Genomic DNA, 17,716 nt, shown 5'->3' with positions numbered 1-17,716 from the left:
TCTTCCCATGATCAACGTGACCAATCGTACCAATATTAACATGCGGTTTTGTTCGTTCAAACTTGCTCTTCGCCATTGCTATTAATCTCTTGTTTTATTCCCTATTTTTATTAGCACCTAGGGACAGTTCTGCAAAACTTAAGTCTGACCAGACTGTAAACAGCCCAATCACCACAACTCTTAGACGGAAAACCCCACAAAATCTATAAATGGAATATCCTCCATCATACCTATTTGCCCAATCATCAACAACCATTTGGAGCGGGTAGCGGGAATCGAACCCGCATATTCAGCTTGGAAGGCTGCTGCTCTACCATTGAGCTATACCCGCATGACCCACGTACTAACTCTCCTTCGATGAATGGTGGAGGGGGTTGGATTCGAACCAACGTAGCATACGCAACGGATTTACAGTCCGCCCCCTTTAACCACTCGGGCACCCCTCCATTACACCGATAAAGTCGCGCAATGAGACATCACGACAACCATCTTGAATACCCATTCAATTCAATCTGATTGCGAAGTGGTTATGACGATTACTATTGTATCTGTCAACAGAATAAATACAATTCTGTACAAATTTCCTGCTCATAATTTTAAATCATAGATTTTTTCTCTCTATTTTTCTTATTAACACGTTATAAAGAAGCTATGAAAGAAAAAACATCACAAAATTCTCATTATGCTCGTTTGCGTCGCCGATATCGCGATACAAAAGGCTCTCCTTCTCAATCTTTTACATACCCAAAGAAGAAAGCTGCTTCTTTACAGCAAGAGATCATCCATCTTTATGGCATTCATTCTGTTCAGGCTGCTTTAGAAAACCCAAAAAGAATTTTAAAATGTCTTTACGTTACACAAAATGCCTTAAAACGATTAAATATATCCGAATCAGATTATCCTTGCTCTGTTACATTATGCACGCCCAAATATCTTGATTCGCTTGTTGGAAGTGAAGCAGTTCATCAAGGTGTTGTGTTGGAAACTCTCCCCCTCAAACCATGCAAACTGTCGGAACTAACCAATACTGATCTGGTCATTGTCATGGATCAAATTACCGATCCACATAATGTTGGCGCTATTATGCGCTCTGCAGTCGCATTGAAAGCTAAAGCGCTTATTACAACTTGCCGTCACTCTCCCCACGAAAGCGGTGTTCTTGCGAAAGCAGCATCTGGAGCTCTGGAAATGATTCATTATATTACCGTACGAAACCTTGCTGAAGCTCTTCAAGAACTTCATCAAACAGGTTTCACAAGCTTTGGTCTCGATTCAGAAGGTGAACAACCTCTAGAAACAGCATTAAAAGGAAATAAAATTGCTCTTGTTTTAGGAGCAGAAGGTAAAGGCTTGCGTAAAAAAACACGCGAAACCGTTTGCGCTTTAACACGCCTTGATATGCCTGGACATATTAAATCATTAAATGTTTCAAATGCAGCAACAATAGCTCTTTATGTGGCACATCAATATCTTAGATTCTAGTTTTTAATTTTTTGTGAAACATCAAAAAAACCAACCAACAAAAAACCCGCAAGAAATCCGCCAATATGAGCTTCCCATGCTATTGAGATGCCATTTTCTTCAAACAAAATAGAAGAAATACCTATGATAAAATCAGTCGTCAGCCATACACTCATATAAACAAGAACTCCCTTAGAACACAGAGCTTTTTTGACAGACAATAAAGGTCCCAAAAGTTTTTCGTTCTGCGCATTGACAGCTAGATTACCACTAGGAAAACCGTAACGTGCAATAGCACCCATCATTCCAGATACGGCACCTGACGCCCCAATAAGTGATATGGTACTTTCTTGATGAAATGTAAAATAAGTCAAAACAGAAATAACTGCCGTTAACACCCAAAAAATTAAAAAACGTAAAACACCAAAATGCCTTGCTAAAGGAGAGCCGAAAACCAAAAGCCAAACCATATTAAGAGCAACATGTTTAAAACTACTATGCATAAATGAATAACTTACCATGGTATAACAAAATGCTACAGGATGCCTCTTAAACAATGCTGGTATAAATGAAAAAAACTCAAGGCTTTCAACATAAACATGATGAGAAAAAAAATACTGAGAAATGCAATAAAGACAAAAACAAAATGCTATCAAAACAACTATAATAAATGGAACATTCAATAAGGGTTCTTTAGGTTGTTTCGGCAATCGGGAAACATCATTATGTTGGTGACTAGAAACTTTCATTGTATAAAATCTCGTATTTTTTAGAAAATGGGTTATTCTTTATACAAAATAAATATACCATTCCCAGTGATGCAGAATCTTCTCAACGCCTCCGAAGCCCCTTTTTAAATTTTCAATAGCTCTACATGAAAACACGTGTATTTTATACAAAAGATTTTAAAAAGTATGGATATCAAGAATATGATTTACAAACTTAGTGGTATCCTGCTTACTTAAATGTGAAATTACCATGCAATATACAAGAACTTACGAATAGACAAACTCACTTATGAGGTGGTGTATAATAAAAATATATAAACATTCTTTTCTTACTAGAAATATATTGATTATTGCATTTCTTAAACAAGCTATACCTCGATTGATAAACTTTAAAGAATCTTAAATCTCAATTTTTCCATTAATATGGCCTGCATTGCTTCTACGCTTTGAACGAAAAACGACATCTCTATGAGAAAAAATACCAATACAGCGTTCTCTAGATATAATAATTGGTGTTTCATGATGAATTACTTACTTGATAGTCTGTTTCCCTCATACATGCAAAAGCGTCAGTTCATCTCTTTAACAAATATAAACAAGCCTTTCATTTCAACCTTTAACAGATATAATTCAAGAACTATCTCTTATGAAACACTGAAAAAACATGTTGATTCTAATGATGCATCTTTGAATTTAAACAGTTCATGACGGAATTTTTTATTCCTTTCTCAGACAGTCTTATTGACACATCCGCCACTTGTAACGCGCAAGAGAATAGTTTGGATTATTTAATATAAAAAATTAAATGAGGTAATCATAGGAATTTGCTATTAAGTTGTAAAATGATAAAGGACTATTATAAATCAATGTATTATAAATAGATAACACACTAATTATTGAAGAGAACGATCTTGAGAACTCTGCTTGCAATCCTTTAACCACACATCATAAATAGGATGCTCAACAGCGTTCAAACCAGGACTATCTGCAAACATCCATCCTGTAAAAATACGCCGTATTTTTTTATCTAATGTTACTTCATTGACTTCAACAAAACCAGTTGTACGCGTGGGTTCATCTTTAGAACTCGTATAACATGCACGTGGTGTTACCTGTAATGCGCCGTACTGATAAATTTTACCAAGAGTAACTTCAAAACGTGTGGTCCGTCCCGTGATTTTGTCAAGACCTGCAAAAACAGCAATTCCATTGCTAATACGCTCAGCCCGCACTCCATTATTTAAGGATAAAAACACTAAAATTCCCATAAAAAAAATATATATAAAATGCTTCACCCCTAACAATAAAAAAAATCTCATCATATCAAAATCAATCGCACCTTAAAAAATAATTCTTTTCATAACATAGAGTCAAATAAGACAAAAATACACACGTACATTAAAAAACATGTTATTTTTTAGGTGACCAAGCATCATAATCTTCATGCACACAAGAATGCTCTCCATTGAAAGTGATAGCCCCCTTTGGTCGATAGCCCTCACTTGTTCCTGTCATATTTGCAACATGAGGCTTTTCCCATTCATAAGGATGATAATCCTCTTGTGTTGGTGGACACTCACAGCGATGATGAATCCAGCCGTGCCAACCTGGTGGAATAGTAGAGGCCTCAGAATAGTCTTTATAGATAACCCAACGATGCGGATAACCATCCTTATGAAGTCCTCCTTCATAATATATATTTCCAAACTGATCTTCCCCTATCCGCTTACCTTTGCGCCATGTGAAAAAACGCGTACCAATGGTATTGCCATTCCACCATGTGAAGATTTGCTTTAAAAAACGAGCCATCTGCTATTCCATTCATTTAGTGCGCTCATGAAATTAATCGTTTGAATAAAATTATTAACGATTGAAATTATCGAAAAAGTTACTAGTAAATTCAACTACAATTCCAATTGATAGGTTAACGTGCTATCCTTTAATTTCAAGAAGATATCATATGTATGGCTTCTTCTCCACCCCATAAAATTTAATCTATGCCAAGTTTCATCTTAACCAATTCATTAACAGCTTGGGGATTTGCCTTACCACCTGTTGCTTTCATTACCTGTCCAACAAACCAACTAGCTAAAGCAGGTTTGTGCTTTGCTTGCGCAACTTTATCAGAATTATTGGCAACGATCTCATCAACAGCTCTTTCAATAGCCATTGTATCCGTTACCTGCTTCATATTTCGCTCTTCTACAATTTGGCGTGCATCTCCCCCCTCATTCCAAATAATCTCAAAAAGATCTTTGGCAATTTTTCCAGAAATAACTCCTTCTTTTATAAGATCAATAATGCTTCCTAATTGATTTGGCGATACTGGTGACTCTTCAATCTCACGATTATCTTTATTTAAAGCCCCTAAAAGGTCGTTAATCACCCAATTGGCAACTATTTTTCCATCACGCCCACGCGCTACTTCTTCAAAATAATCAGCAATAGCCTTTTCTGTCACAAGAATGGAAGCATCATACACTGTCAATCCCATTTCCTTAACAAAACGTGCTTTTATAGCGTCAGGCAACTCTGGTAAGTCTGCTGCCAAAGCATCCACAAATGCTTGATCAAATTCTAATGGTAAAAGATCAGGATCAGGAAAATAACGATAGTCATGCGCTTCTTCCTTTGAGCGCATAGAGCGCGTTTCACCTTTAGCGGCATCAAAAAGCCGAGTCTCTTGATCTATGACGCCTCCATCTTCTAAAATTGCGATCTGACGACGCGCTTCATACTCAATTGCTTGGCCAATAAAGCGAATAGAATTAACATTTTTGATTTCACAACGCGTTCCAAACTTTTCACCAGGACGACGAACGGATACATTGACATCCGCACGCATAGAACCTTCATCCATATTACCATCGCAGGTGCCCAAATAACGAACAATTGTACGCAATTTTGTCATATAGGCTTTGGCTTCATCTGATGAGCGCATATCAGGCTTGGAAACAATTTCCATAAGAGCAACACCAGAACGATTAAGATCCACAAAAGACATCGTTGGATGTTGGTCGTGCATCGATTTTCCAGCATCCTGTTCAAGATGCAACCTCTCAATTCCCACTTCTATATCCTCAAATTGGCCATTCGAATCTGGACCAACAGATATGATAATCTTCCCCTCTCCTACAATGGGATAGTGAAACTGAGAAATCTGATATCCCTGCGGTAAATCTGGATAAAAATAATTTTTGCGATCAAAAACAGATTTTAAATTAATACGCGCCTTTAATCCTAACCCCGTTCGAATCGCTTGACGAACACACTCTTGATTAAGAACAGGCAACATACCTGGCATAGCTGCATCAATAAGGGATACATGATTGTTTGGCTCTGCTCCAAATTTGGTGGATGCTCCTGAAAAAAGTTTCGAATTTGATATGATTTGCGCATGAACCTCCATGCCAATTATGACTTCCCAATCACCTGTAACTCCAGAAATAAAACGCTTAGAATCAGGAATACGCGTATCAATGATGCTCATTGCCAATCCATTACCAATATTTAAAATTCACTCATGGCTTATCTAAAACCATTCTCAGTGCAATCCTAGGATATAAATCTTACAACACAAGCCCGATTTTTATCGGGCTTGTGTTGTTTGCATAAATATTAAGCTTTTTTAGGAGCCTTTTTCTTAACTGATGTTTTCTCTGCGGACTTTTCCTTCACTGCAGATTTTTTCTTTGCTGGCTTTTTTTCAATAACATCTGATTCGTCATATTCTTTCATCAACTCTTCAACCGTCACTTCTTTATCTATGACTTTTATCTGTGCCAATAAATGATCAATGACCTTTTCTTCAAAAATCGGAGCACGCAGATTTTCAACAGCTTCTGGCGTCTTACGGAAAAAGTCCATAATTTCTTTCTCTTGTCCAGGATACTGGCGAACCTGATCAAAAACAGCTGCCTTTAGCTCATCCTCACTAACTTTAACACCAACCTTTACTCCAATTTCAGAAAGCACTAAACCAAGTCGAACACGACGCTGTGCAAGGACACGATATTCCTCCCTTGCCTTTTCTTCTGTAATACCTTCATCTTCAAAACTGCGCCCAGCCTTTTTCAAATCATCATTAACCTGAGCCCATATATTGCTAAACTCAATTTCTAAAAGCTCTTCAGGAATCTCAAAATTATAATCAGCATCTAAAGCATCAAGAATTTGACGCTTAATTTTTTGACGTGTCATTGAACCATATTGGCTTTCAATCTGTTCACGAATGACCTCACGTAAACGATCTAGAGATTCTAAACCAACTTTTTGCGCTGCTTCATCATCAACTTTTAATTCATCTGGTTTAAAAACAGCTTTAACAGTAATATCAAACTCTGCTTCTCTTCCCGCCAAATGTGCCGCACTGTAATTATCAGGAAATTTAACAGAAATCGTTTTTGCATCCCCAGCCTTCACACCGACCAATTGCTCTTCAAAGCCAGGAATAAATTGTTTTGACCCAAGAATCAGTTGTGAATCACTATCGGCCCCACCTTCAAATGGAACGCCTTCAAGTTTACCTTGATAATCTATGGTAATACGATCACCTTCTTCAGAAGCCCCCTCTTTTAGGGAATAATTACGTGTAGAAGAAAGGACGCGTTTGACTTGATCATCAATCTCCTGTTCAGGGATAGTTGCAATTTCACGGATAACTTCAATATGTTTAAAATCTTTAATGTCAATTTTTGGTAAAACTTCATACTTTAAACTAAAAGTAAAATCAGCCTTGCCATCTAGAATTTTTTCATCTTCATCTATGTCAATTTTTGGCTGCATCGCTGCACGTTCATTACGGTCCGCTAAAATAGAACTAGGCGCCTCACTGAGTATCTCATTGAGAATCTCCGCCATAAAGGATTTACCATACATTTTTCGCAAATGCCCACTAGGCACTTTACCCGGACGAAAACCATTAAGCTTGATTTTTCCCTTGGTATCATCCAACCGTTCATTCAACTTTTCTTCTAAATCTTTCGCTGGAACCACGATCTTAATTTCGCGCTTCAGTCCTTCATTAAGCGTCTCGGTAACCTGCATTAAACACCTTCATTTTTCTAAGGAGAGGGATATGCCCACTCTAATAATCATTACATTCTAACACTTCGAGTGTTACATTACCATGAAGCGGAATTCCAGACACGTAGAAATCCGTAGCACTTAAGGGATTGCTTTGGTGCGGATGGAGGGACTCGAACCCCCACGGTCTCCCGCCAGAACCTAAATCTGGTGCGTCTACCAATTTCGCCACATCCGCCAAACTGACAAGCTAATAACCTTATACAAGCGGCGTCTCTATACCATTAATTACAGAAAAAAAGCAAACAAATATATTAAAAAAAACAAAATCTACGCTTTTCATACACGGTTGCTTACGCTAAAAGTCGATTATGTTAAAAACATTTGATACTCCAATCCATATCATAGGTGGCGGCCTTGCAGGGTGTGAAGCAAGCTGGCAAATCGCTCAGTCAGGAATTTCTGTTATTTTGCATGAAATGCGACCCCTAAAAAAATCAGATGCCCATAAAACCGATTATTTAGCAGAACTAGTTTGTTCAAATTCATTTCGTTGCGATGATTCATCAACAAATGCCGTAGGACTTCTCCATGCTGAAATGCGATTAGCGAAATCATTAATTATGAAAGCTGCTGATACCAATAAAGTCCCTGCAGGGAGTGCTCTTGCCGTTGACCGTGATGGATTTTCAAAAACCGTCACAACAGCACTAGAAAACCACTCTCTTATAACAATCAAACGTGAAGAAGTTCAAAAAATTCCTAAAGCTTGGAAACATGTTATCATCGCAACAGGTCCCCTTACCTCATCTGCACTTGCTCAAGAATTACAAGCAATAACCGGAACAGAATCGCTCTCTTTTTTTGATGCTATTGCACCTATTATCCATACCGATAGTATTGATATGAATATTTGTTGGTATCAATCTCGCTATGATAAAATTGGTCCTGAAGGAACAGGAAAAGATTACCTTAATTGTCCCTTAAATAAAGAACAGTATGAAACATTCGTTCAAGCGTTAAAAAATGCCGACAAAACAGAGTTTCGTGACTTTGAAAAAACACCCTATTTTGATGGGTGCCTACCCATTGAAATTATGGCTGAACGCGGACTTGAAACTTTAAGACATGGACCTATGAAACCTATGGGCTTAACCAATGCCCATAACCCTACAGTTAAACCTTATGCTGTTGTTCAATTACGCCAAGATAATAAACTTGGAACGCTTTATAATATGGTCGGCTTTCAAACAAAACTGAAATATGGTGAACAAATTCGCATTTTTAGAACGATTCCCGGTCTTGAAAAAGCAGAGTTTGCGCGTCTTGGTGGTCTTCACCGCAATACCTACCTCAACTCGCCAATCATTCTTGATCAAACCCTTCGTTTAAAACAAAAAAAACGACTACGCTTTGCAGGGCAAATTACCGGATGTGAAGGTTATGTAGAATCAGCGGCAATAGGGCTTCTTGCTGGACGTTTTGCTGCTGCCGAATATCATCATAACTGTCCTTGCCTACCCCCACAAACTACAGCATTCGGAGCCCTATTGAATCATATTACAGGGGGACACATCATAGATGAAAAAGTAGAAACACAATCTTTTCAGCCAATGAATATCAATTTCGGACTCTTTCCCCCTATTGCTTCTATTAAACATTCAGGAAAACGCTTATCAAGTAAAGAAAAAAAATTAGTAAAAAAACAAGCCATAACAGCGAGAGCTCTCAATGATTGTACTCAATGGTTAGCAGATAAAGAATCAAAGAGCTCCTGTTTATAAAAAACATACGATTCGCCTCTCACCTACTGAATAGATCTTTATGACTCTCGTGAAAAAATCATTCTAAAGCCTTTTAAAGACTGCCTCCCCCAATCAATAAATACTACCCTACGTTTCATCATTTATTCAATTTTGCAGGTGCTGTAAAATAACTTTTTGCTATAAAAAAACTTTACTGCTATCAACAATTTAATATGATTTAATGACTAAAAACAAAATAATCATATAAATATATTATGAATAATCAAAAAAATAAATAGATGGAAAATACACAATTAATACTGTATTATCTTTACTAATAGTTTTTATATTATGTAATGTATATTATTTTATAAGAGTCATTTTTCTGTTTTGTAACTTCCTCCCTCAAAATTTGTGATATTCTCTCATTTTAACTCTTGTATGATGAAAAAAACGCTCGCCTGCATATCACAAGTAAAATAAAGACAGGAAGAAAAAATATTTTAAGACAGAGCCCAATCTCTCTTTCATTTCAAGCACCAAGAAAAATCACAATATTAAAAAAGAAAAAGAATGATGATGCTACTTTATCAATTTACAATGAATTGATTTATAATAATAATTTGTATCTTTCTATATTGCATGAAAAACCTGAATATCGTAAAATTCTTTTATTTCAAACTCATCTTATAGTAAAACAATGAAAATCATCCGCTTGGTGCTTCGCAAGCGAAGTTAGTGTGTAAATAAAGAACTATGAAAAAATGAATAAAACTACTCCTTGTGAATTCATCTTAAATGCTGAAAGCTCGTCATAACAGTATAGGAACTGAAAAATAGCATGATAACACCAACCTTACTCTTTTATTAAGCGTAAAAATGGTTCTACATAATAGCTTTTATACACTTCATAGAGTTTTGTGTCTTACTCTATTTACAGGTCTTTATTTTTAAATAAAGACCAAGCACTTTAAGTATAATAAAAGCTCCCATCACATTTTATAAACGATACAGTACTCTATTCCATTAAAAATGGCTAAAAACAATCCACTCCAAATCTACGGTATTTTACGCAATATTTAAAATCATTTTAAAATACCAAAATATATAAATAAGAAAAATACCGCAAAGATTCAGAATTTTTATATGAAAAACGCGCATAATATACGCGTTAAAAAAACCCGCTTATAAATAAATCGGGTTTTTTAAATGTCATTTAAATTATTTTTTATTAACTGCTTCTTTAAGGCTTTTTCCTGCAGAAAATTTTGGGACAGAACGCGCTGGAATATTAATTTCAGCACCAGTTGAAGGATTACGCCCCTTCGTAGCAGCACGATGAGAAACTTCAAAAGAGCCAAAACCTGGAAGACGAACATCTCCCCCTGAAGCCAAAGCTTCTGTTACAGATGCCATAAAAGCATCAACAACAGCACCAGCTTGCGCTTTCGAAACGCCTGCCTTTTCAGCAACGGAGCTAACCAATTCACTTTTATTCATAGAACATTTCCTTTCCCTATATTACCTGACAACATGACTTAATCATGTTATTAGTCAGTTTATTGAAAAGTACAGCAAACAGAAGCCTTATTTTTATACAAAACATTGTTTTTTTAGCAATAATCACAGTTATTCACGGATTTTTTCACTTTTTTCAACAAAAAACGGAATCACAACCACGACAACACCTTCTGCTACTTAAAAAAATGCACTCAATAAATGAGACGAATGAATCAGTGCGCAATCTGTATTCCTTCACTATCGCTGCCCTCTGATCTGATGGGGACAGCCACTGCAGAAGGCTCCTTCCATTCAATAGTATCAGGAAAATGAACCAAAGCGTGTTTCAAAACTTCACTCACATGACTTACCGGAATAATTTCCATGTTATTTTTGACATCATCAGGAATGTCAACCAAATCTTTTGCGTTTTCTTCAGGAATAAGGACTTTTTTTATCCCTCCTCGAAGAGCTGCTAGGAGTTTTTCTTTTAATCCACCAATTGGTAAAACACGTCCACGTAAAGTAATTTCACCAGTCATTGCAATATCTTTATGCACCGCTATACCTGTAAGTACAGAAACAATTGCTGTCACCATTGCAACCCCAGCAGATGGGCCATCTTTGGGTGTCGCCCCCTCTGGAACATGAACATGGATATCGCGTTTTTCAAAAAGTGGAGGTTCAATACCAAAATCAATAGCACGAGAACGTACATAAGATGCTGCTGCTGAAATGGACTCTTTCATAATGTCACGTAAATTTCCAGTTACAGTCATCTTGCCTTTTCCAGGCATCATGACCCCTTCAATGGTCAATAACTCTCCACCAACTTCTGTCCACGCAAGGCCTGTCACAACACCAATTTGATTTTCTCCTTCAATCTGATTATATTGGTAACGTTTAACACCCAAAAAATCATTGATATTATTTTCTGTAACTTTTACAGATTTTTGATTTGTTTTGAGAATTTTTGTAACAGATTTACGGGCAACTTTCATGAGTTCACGCTCAAGGTTACGAACTCCTGCTTCACGTGTGTAAAACTGAATAATCGACCTGAGCGCTCCATCAGAAATGCTGAGTTCTTTTTTAGACAAACAGTGATCTTTTAGTGCCTTTGGTAAAAGATGCTGTTTAACAATTTCCATTTTCTCACATTCAGTATAACCCGCAATACGAATAATTTCCATTCGATCCATTAATGGACCTGGAATATTAAGCGTATTTGCCGTCGTGATAAACATGACATCAGAAAGATCATATTCAACTTCCAAATAGTGATCAATGAATGTACCATTTTGTTCAGGGTCAAGAACTTCTAATAAAGCGGATGAAGGATCTCCCCGAAAATCTTGTCCCATTTTATCAATTTCATCAAGCAAGAAAAGCGGATTAGATTTTTTTGCTTTTTTCATAGACTGGATAATTTTTCCAGGCATCGAACCAATATATGTTCGGCGATGTCCGCGAATTTCTGCTTCATCCCGTACACCTCCCAACGAAATACGAACATATTCACGCCCTGTTGCCTTTGCAATAGAGCGAGCCAATGATGTTTTCCCCACACCAGGAGGACCTAACAAACAAATAATGGGACCTTTTATCTTTGATGCGCGACTTTGTACAGCCAAATACTCAATAATTCGCTCCTTAATTTTTTCAAGACCGAAATGTTCATTATTCATGATCTTTTCAGCAAAATCTAAATTGTTTTTAATCTTAGATTTTTTACCCCAAGGCATTGCTAATAACCAATCAAGATAATTACGTACAACTGTCGCTTCTGCAGACATAGGAGACATATTCCGTAATTTTCTCAATTCTGTTCCAGCTTTTTCTTGTGCTTCCTTGGAAAGTTTCGTATTCTTTATACGTTCTTCTAATTCAGAGAGCTCATCTCGGCTATCATCACCGGCTCCTAACTCTTTTTGAATAGCCTTCATCTGCTCATTGAGATAATATTCTCGTTGGTTTTTTTCCATTTGTCGTTTAACGTGTGAACGAATACGTTTTTCAACCTGTAAAACGGAAATTTCCCCTTCCATGAAGGACAAAATACGTTCAAGACGGGCCCGTACAGGTAAAAGCTCTAATATCTCCTGTTTTTCTCCAAGTTTAATCATCAAATGAGAGGTAATCGTATCTGCAAGCTTAGAAGGATTATCAATCTGGCCAATTGCATTAACAATTTCAGGAGAGATTTTTTTATTAAGCTTTACATAATTTTCAAAATAAGCAATCACTGACCTTGAAAGAGCCTCAATCTCAACGTCACTCTCTCTAGGTTCTTCTATAACAGTTGCAAAAGCCTGATGATAATCTTCACTTAAAGCAAATTGACTAATTTTTGCACGTGCAGTTCCTTCAACCAAAACCTTTACAGTACCATCAGGAAGCTTTAAAAGTTGAAGAATATTAGCAAATGTACCAATATGATAAATATCCTCTGATTTTGGATCGTCATCAGAAGCATTTTTTTGTGTCACCAAGAGTATTTGCTTGTCAACACCCATCGTTTCTTCAAGAGCACGAATTGATTTTTCACGGCCCACAAAAAGCGGAACAATCATATGGGGGAAAACAACAATATCACGAAGAGGTAAAACAGCATAAACCCCATCTCTTATTTCATCTGTCTTTTCATCAATATATTGCATAATTCTCCTTTCTGGAGCCTATGAGCTATCTACAATAATAAACCTACCGTTAAAAACCTTTAAACCCTTCATAATACATGAAGTGGTAATTGCTAACACATAAATCAAGCATTATAACGATATCATTAGAAACACCGTTTATATTGTACATCGCACAATATCATGCTGATACATTTTCTTTATCTTCTGCACGTTCTGAATAAATATAAAGAGGACGCGCTTTCCCATCAACCACATCGCTCGAAATAACCACTTTTTGAACGCCTTCAAGAGCTGGTAGTTCAAACATCGTTTCAAGAAGAATCTTCTCCATAATAGAACGTAAACCACGTGCACCAGTTTTACGTTCAATAGCTTTCTTAGCAATAACACCTAAAGCATCTTCATGAAATGCTAGCTCAACATTTTCCATTTCAAAAAGACGCTGATATTGCTTTACTAACGCATTTTTAGGTTGTGATAAAATTTGTACAAGGGCGTTAACGTCTAAATCCTCTAAGGTAGCAACGATAGGAAGACGCCCAATAAACTCTGGTATTAAACCAAATTTTATAAGATCTTCAGGCTCTAAATCACGAAAAATTTCACCAACACAACGCTCATCAGGCGCCTTAACAGTCGCAGAAAAACCAATAGAAGTTTTTTCACCACGCCCTGAAATAATCCGTTCTAAACCTGCAAAAGCTCCCCCACAAATGAATAAGATGTTTGTGGTATCAACCTGAAGAAACTCTTGTTGCGGATGTTTACGTCCACCTTGTGGAGGCACAGAAGCAATCGTTCCTTCCATAATCTTTAATAACGCCTGCTGAACTCCTTCTCCCGAAACATCTCTTGTAATAGAAGGATTATCTGCTTTACGAGAAATCTTATCAACCTCATCAATATAAACAATACCACGCTGCGCACGTTCAACATTATAATCCGCAGCTTGAAGAAGCTTTAAAATAATATTTTCAACATCTTCACCCACATAGCCTGCTTCAGTCAAAGTGGTTGCATCCGCCATCGTAAAAGGCACATCAATAATACGTGCTAATGTTTGTGCGAGATAAGTTTTACCACAGCCTGTTGGACCAACAAGAAGAATATTTGATTTAGCCAACTCAATATCATTGCTTTTAGACTGATGCGCCAACCGTTTATAATGATTATGAACAGCGACAGAAAGAACACGCTTTGCATGCTGTTGACCAATAACATAATCATCAAGAACTGTTATAATTTCTTGTGGAGTAGGAACACCATCACGCACCTTAACCCCAGAAGACTTATTTTCTTCCCGAATAATATCCATGCAAAGCTCTACACATTCATCACAGATAAATACAGTAGGACCCGCAATGAGCTTACGCACCTCATGCTGACTCTTGCCGCAGAACGAGCAATAGAGAGTATTTTTTGATTCGTTCCCGCTATTGCTAATTTTGCTCATTTTTATTTCCTTTCACCACGATATATGAACACTTCGCCTTTTCAAAGGAAGCTTTTCATCATGAAAACTAAAAGACATATAGAAAACCATGCATGTCTCAATATTTTTAGGTGTTTCTCTAAACTTTGCGATATTTTTATAAAACTCTTTATTTTAAAGTAGCTATTTTTTCTATAAAAATTCTTAATCTTTTTCTTCTTTTTCAGTTTCTGCACGATATTGTATAACATCATCAACTAAGCCAAACGCTTTGGCTTCTTCTGCTGTCATAAAATGATCGCGATCGAGAGTTTTTTCAATGACCTCATAATCTTGACCTGTATGTTGAACATAAATTTCATTTAAGCGCCGTTTCATCTTTATAATATCTTGTGCATGTCGCTCAATATCTGAAGCCTGACCTTGAAAACCACCAGATGGCTGATGCACCATAATACGCGCATTTGGCAATGTAAAACGATGCCCCTTTGCTCCAGCTGTTAACAATAAAGACCCCATAGATGCCGCCTGCCCCATGCACAGCGTAGAAACAGGAGGACGAATAAACTGCATAGTATCATAAATAGCCATACCAGATGTCACAACACCACCTGGAGAATTAATATAAAGACTAATTTCTTTTTTAGGATTTTCCGCTTCCAAGAAAAGCAATTGTGCACAAACAAGCATTGCCATACCATCTTCAACAGGACCATTAATAAAAATAATCCGCTCCTTTAAAAGACGGGAAAAAATATCATAGGCCCGTTCACCACGATTGGTTTGTTCAATAACCATAGGAACAAGGCTTAATGTCGTTTTCATTAGATCACTCATATTTTTACTTTCCGTTCATATAACAATCGCTCTTTACACATTCAATGTTTTTATCCATAGGCTAACATTACTCTCTTGTGCAAGCTACAATCAAAAGCTGTTCAGGATAGATTAAAATCCCAATTATTAAAATAGCAATAATAACTCTACCTAAAAAAATCATGAATATCAGGAATGCGAGATACCGCCCAATGGTAAAAACTTCCTTCCTGAGGTTTTTGCGTCGTCTTTGTCTTTCTGTGAATATGAAATCCTATCAAGCGTGAATCGGTGAGCGGTTTTACGCCAAAAGCTGGTTCAAAGATATATTCAGACTTTCGCCCAGTCCAATAATAAAAAGTTTCCTTTTCCTTTGCTTCATAAAAAAAACCATATCTTTTTGCTAATCGTGAAATACCATCATTACCAAATATCGTAACGCCAAGATTTCCTGGTAAAATTGGCATTTTTTTCCTCTTTAGCCAGAACGGCCTCCAAACACGACGCTTAAACCCAAGCCAATAAGGAATAATTTCTGTACCTGCCCAATAATCTTCAAATACTTTTATAATAGGGTTATCGGGCGGAAAATAAAGTGCAGAAACACCCACTCTTATATTATTTTCTCTTGCCAACCAAACCTTATTCGTATCTGGATGAAATTGTTTAACAAGGTAAACATCTGTATCTAACCAAACACCTTGTTGATATTTCATCAGCATAACACGAAAAAAATCCGAGAACTGAACAATTGTACATCCTAGTTTATCATCAAAAAAATTGGGATCAAGGCGATAAATTGCTGAGCGTGGTACAATTGATTCGGCTTCATGCAACTCAACACCAGCAGGCAGATTATCTATGTCTTTATCATAACTAAAAAGCTTAACGCGCTGTCCAGTTTTAACCATTGAGGACAAACAAAGCCTATCCACCAATCTTAATTGCCCACTATACCAAAAAGTACAAATATCCATAGATCATATATCAAAAATATTCTAAGCTTACACGAAATAGTTGTTCAACATCGCGAACACACTCCGCAAGAGCGAAAATCACTATTCTATCACCGGACAAAATACGCATATCCGCCGAAAGCTGTATGATTGTTTTATTGCGATAAATTGCACCAATTCTCAAACCATCTGATAAATTGAGCTCTGATAATGACTTCCCAACCAATGAAGATGTTTGCATCACCTCAGCTTCAATAATTTCTGCGCGACCATTAAAAACCGAATGAACAGAGCGAATACGCCCACGGCGCATTTGCTGCAAAATTCTCGATATTGTAACGCTATGGGGATTAAGATAGGCATCCACACCAACAGCACGACTAAATTCTTGGTAGGCAACATTATTAATCAATACCATATTAGCTTTGCAGCCCAACCTTTTAGCAATAATAGCGCTTAAGAGATTAACCTGATCTTGATTGGTCAATGTAATCATTAAATCGGCTTGATCAATTCCTGCATCTTGAAGAATGACTGGATCTAACACATTACCATATAAAACAGTTGTTTTTTCAAGCTGATCAGCAATTGTGAGAGCTCTTTCTCTATGCGATTCTATAATCTTCAATTTTAATTTATGGAGACGCTTTTCAATAGCCTGAGCAACATAAAGACCAATGTGCCCCCCCCCTGCAATAATCATGCGGTGAGCATCTTGTTCTTTATGACCAAAAAGCCCAACAGCACGACGCATCTGTTCACGAGCAACAACAAGATAGGTTATATCACCGACACGTAATTGCGTTTCTGAATGTGCAATCAATAATTCCGAGCCACGTTTAATAGCGGTAACCGTTGTTTGAAGATCTGGAAAAAGCTCTGTTAATTGACGCAAAGGTGTATTAATAACTGGACAATCTTCCATGCATTCCAAGGCTAACGCAACAATATCATCATTACAAAAATAAAGAACATCTATTGCACCAGGTAAAGCAATACGGCGTAAAACCATTTCTCCAACTTCAACTTCTGGTGAAATAACTACATCAATGGGAATATTTTCTCTAGAAAAAAGCGTCTTATAACGCGGTTCTAAATAAGATTGTGAGCGAATACGAGCAATTTTTGTGGGAACATTAAATAATGAATGTGCCACTTGGCAAGCAACCATATTCACTTCATCAAACAAAGTGACAGCAATCAACATATCAGCTTTGTCTGCATCTGCAGCCAAAAGAACTTCAGGCCGTGAACCATGACCAACAAAACCTCTCACATCCAATGTATCGCGAATCTTTTCAATTAATCTTGTTTCAATATCAATAACAGTAACATCGTGATTTTCAGCAGCAAGACGCTCTGCTATCCCATAACCAACCTGTCCTGCTCCACAAATAATAACACGCATAGG

The 17,716-nt window shown here is 37.0% G+C and carries 13 protein-coding genes, 3 tRNA genes and 1 pseudogene; 2 read left to right on the top strand and 15 right to left on the bottom strand.

Annotated elements, in window-relative coordinates:
• From ACFIM1_RS07385 to ACFIM1_RS07375, 3 genes and pseudogenes are all read right to left on the bottom strand, one after another.
• Positions 1-76: pseudogene (locus ACFIM1_RS07385) on the bottom strand (elongation factor Tu); the annotation flags it as partial.
• Between the two features lie 181 nt (positions 77-257).
• Positions 258-331, bottom strand: a tRNA-Gly gene (locus tag ACFIM1_RS07380).
• Positions 332-362: 31 nt separating this feature from the next.
• Positions 363-446, bottom strand: a tRNA-Tyr gene (locus ACFIM1_RS07375).
• A 205-nt stretch (positions 447-651) separates the two neighbouring features.
• Between ACFIM1_RS07375 and ACFIM1_RS07370 the strand changes: the two genes are divergently transcribed.
• Positions 652-1,482 (top strand): TrmH family RNA methyltransferase, encoded by an 831-nt coding sequence (locus ACFIM1_RS07370; RefSeq protein ID WP_375607649.1) that lies wholly within the window; start codon positions 652-654, stop codon positions 1,480-1,482.
• On the opposite strand, the gene ACFIM1_RS07365 is transcribed toward ACFIM1_RS07370, so the two are convergent.
• The 6 genes from ACFIM1_RS07365 to ACFIM1_RS07340 form a co-directional block, all read right to left on the bottom strand.
• Positions 1,479-2,210: a rhomboid family intramembrane serine protease gene (locus ACFIM1_RS07365; RefSeq protein WP_375606234.1), complete on the bottom strand. Its 732-nt coding sequence runs from the start codon at positions 2,208-2,210 to the stop codon at positions 1,479-1,481. The two genes, ACFIM1_RS07370 and ACFIM1_RS07365, sit on opposite strands and share 4 nt — an antisense overlap.
• An 872-nt stretch (positions 2,211-3,082) precedes the next feature.
• Positions 3,083-3,508 (bottom strand): DUF2155 domain-containing protein, encoded by a 426-nt coding sequence (locus ACFIM1_RS07360; RefSeq protein ID WP_375607827.1) that lies wholly within the window; start codon positions 3,506-3,508, stop codon positions 3,083-3,085.
• A 91-nt stretch (positions 3,509-3,599) separates the two neighbouring features.
• Complete coding sequence (locus tag ACFIM1_RS07355; protein WP_375606235.1) at positions 3,600-3,998, bottom strand: NADH:ubiquinone oxidoreductase subunit NDUFA12; 399 nt, start codon at positions 3,996-3,998, stop codon at positions 3,600-3,602.
• A gap of 181 nt (positions 3,999-4,179) precedes the next feature.
• Positions 4,180-5,679: an Asp-tRNA(Asn)/Glu-tRNA(Gln) amidotransferase subunit GatB gene (gatB, locus tag ACFIM1_RS07350; protein WP_375606236.1), complete on the bottom strand. Its 1,500-nt coding sequence runs from the start codon at positions 5,677-5,679 to the stop codon at positions 4,180-4,182.
• A gap of 128 nt (positions 5,680-5,807) precedes the next feature.
• Positions 5,808-7,235: a trigger factor gene (gene tig, locus ACFIM1_RS07345; RefSeq protein ID WP_375609616.1), complete on the bottom strand. Its 1,428-nt coding sequence runs from the start codon at positions 7,233-7,235 to the stop codon at positions 5,808-5,810.
• 134 nt (positions 7,236-7,369) lie between these two features.
• Positions 7,370-7,452 (bottom strand) — tRNA-Leu (locus tag ACFIM1_RS07340).
• Between the two features lie 133 nt (positions 7,453-7,585).
• Here ACFIM1_RS07340 and trmFO point away from each other — a divergent pair.
• Positions 7,586-8,998, top strand: coding sequence for a methylenetetrahydrofolate--tRNA-(uracil(54)-C(5))-methyltransferase (FADH(2)-oxidizing) TrmFO (gene trmFO / locus ACFIM1_RS07335; protein WP_375609615.1), 1,413 nt, complete (start codon positions 7,586-7,588; stop codon positions 8,996-8,998).
• 1,182 nt (positions 8,999-10,180) lie between these two features.
• Here trmFO and ACFIM1_RS07330 read toward each other — a convergent pair.
• From ACFIM1_RS07330 to trkA, 6 genes are all read right to left on the bottom strand, one after another.
• The gene (locus ACFIM1_RS07330; protein WP_212112126.1) at positions 10,181-10,459 is read right to left on the bottom strand and encodes an HU family DNA-binding protein; all 279 of its coding nucleotides are present in this window, start codon (positions 10,457-10,459) and stop codon (positions 10,181-10,183) included.
• A gap of 233 nt (positions 10,460-10,692) precedes the next feature.
• Positions 10,693-13,119, bottom strand: coding sequence for an endopeptidase La (lon, locus tag ACFIM1_RS07325; protein WP_375609614.1), 2,427 nt, complete (start codon positions 13,117-13,119; stop codon positions 10,693-10,695).
• A 160-nt stretch (positions 13,120-13,279) separates the two neighbouring features.
• Entirely contained in the window at positions 13,280-14,554 is a 1,275-nt protein-coding gene (gene clpX, locus ACFIM1_RS07320) for an ATP-dependent Clp protease ATP-binding subunit ClpX (RefSeq protein ID WP_375609613.1), read from the bottom strand.
• A gap of 183 nt (positions 14,555-14,737) precedes the next feature.
• The gene (clpP, locus tag ACFIM1_RS07315; protein WP_375606241.1) at positions 14,738-15,370 is read right to left on the bottom strand and encodes an ATP-dependent Clp endopeptidase proteolytic subunit ClpP; all 633 of its coding nucleotides are present in this window, start codon (positions 15,368-15,370) and stop codon (positions 14,738-14,740) included.
• Between the two features lie 146 nt (positions 15,371-15,516).
• The gene (locus ACFIM1_RS07310; protein WP_375609612.1) at positions 15,517-16,326 is read right to left on the bottom strand and encodes a hypothetical protein; all 810 of its coding nucleotides are present in this window, start codon (positions 16,324-16,326) and stop codon (positions 15,517-15,519) included.
• Between the two features lie 10 nt (positions 16,327-16,336).
• Positions 16,337-17,713, bottom strand: coding sequence for a Trk system potassium transporter TrkA (gene trkA / locus ACFIM1_RS07305; protein WP_375607657.1), 1,377 nt, complete (start codon positions 17,711-17,713; stop codon positions 16,337-16,339).
• Between the last annotated feature and the right edge of the window lie 3 nt (positions 17,714-17,716).

This window comes from Bartonella sp. AC158YNML, from assembly GCF_042196725.1.
Lineage (GTDB): Bacteria > Pseudomonadota > Alphaproteobacteria > Rhizobiales > Rhizobiaceae > Bartonella.
The sequence above is the reverse complement of the archived record's forward strand: the minus strand, read 5'-3'. Positions and strand labels throughout refer to the sequence as shown.

Bases quoted from the DNA above. Each gene is read 5' to 3' on its own strand.
- trkA (WP_375607657.1), bottom strand. From the start codon at position 17,713: ATGCGTGTTATTATTTGTGGAGCAGGACAGGTTGGTTATGGGATAGCA.
- lon (WP_375609614.1), bottom strand. From the start codon at position 13,119: ATGCAATATATTGATGAAAAGACAGATGAAATAAGAGATGGGGTTTAT.
- ACFIM1_RS07330 (WP_212112126.1), bottom strand. From the start codon at position 10,459: ATGAATAAAAGTGAATTGGTTAGCTCCGTTGCTGAAAAGGCAGGCGTT.
- trmFO (WP_375609615.1), top strand. From the start codon at position 7,586: ATGTTAAAAACATTTGATACTCCAATCCATATCATAGGTGGCGGCCTT.
- clpX (WP_375609613.1), bottom strand. From the start codon at position 14,554: ATGAGCAAAATTAGCAATAGCGGGAACGAATCAAAAAATACTCTCTAT.
- ACFIM1_RS07365 (WP_375606234.1), bottom strand. From the start codon at position 2,210: ATGAAAGTTTCTAGTCACCAACATAATGATGTTTCCCGATTGCCGAAA.
- tig (WP_375609616.1), bottom strand. From the start codon at position 7,235: ATGCAGGTTACCGAGACGCTTAATGAAGGACTGAAGCGCGAAATTAAG.
- gatB (WP_375606236.1), bottom strand. From the start codon at position 5,679: ATGAGCATCATTGATACGCGTATTCCTGATTCTAAGCGTTTTATTTCT.
- ACFIM1_RS07360 (WP_375607827.1), bottom strand. From the start codon at position 3,508: ATGAGATTTTTTTTATTGTTAGGGGTGAAGCATTTTATATATATTTTT.
- ACFIM1_RS07310 (WP_375609612.1), bottom strand. From the start codon at position 16,326: ATGGATATTTGTACTTTTTGGTATAGTGGGCAATTAAGATTGGTGGAT.
- ACFIM1_RS07355 (WP_375606235.1), bottom strand. From the start codon at position 3,998: ATGGCTCGTTTTTTAAAGCAAATCTTCACATGGTGGAATGGCAATACC.
- clpP (WP_375606241.1), bottom strand. From the start codon at position 15,370: ATGAGTGATCTAATGAAAACGACATTAAGCCTTGTTCCTATGGTTATT.
- ACFIM1_RS07370 (WP_375607649.1), top strand. From the start codon at position 652: ATGAAAGAAAAAACATCACAAAATTCTCATTATGCTCGTTTGCGTCGC.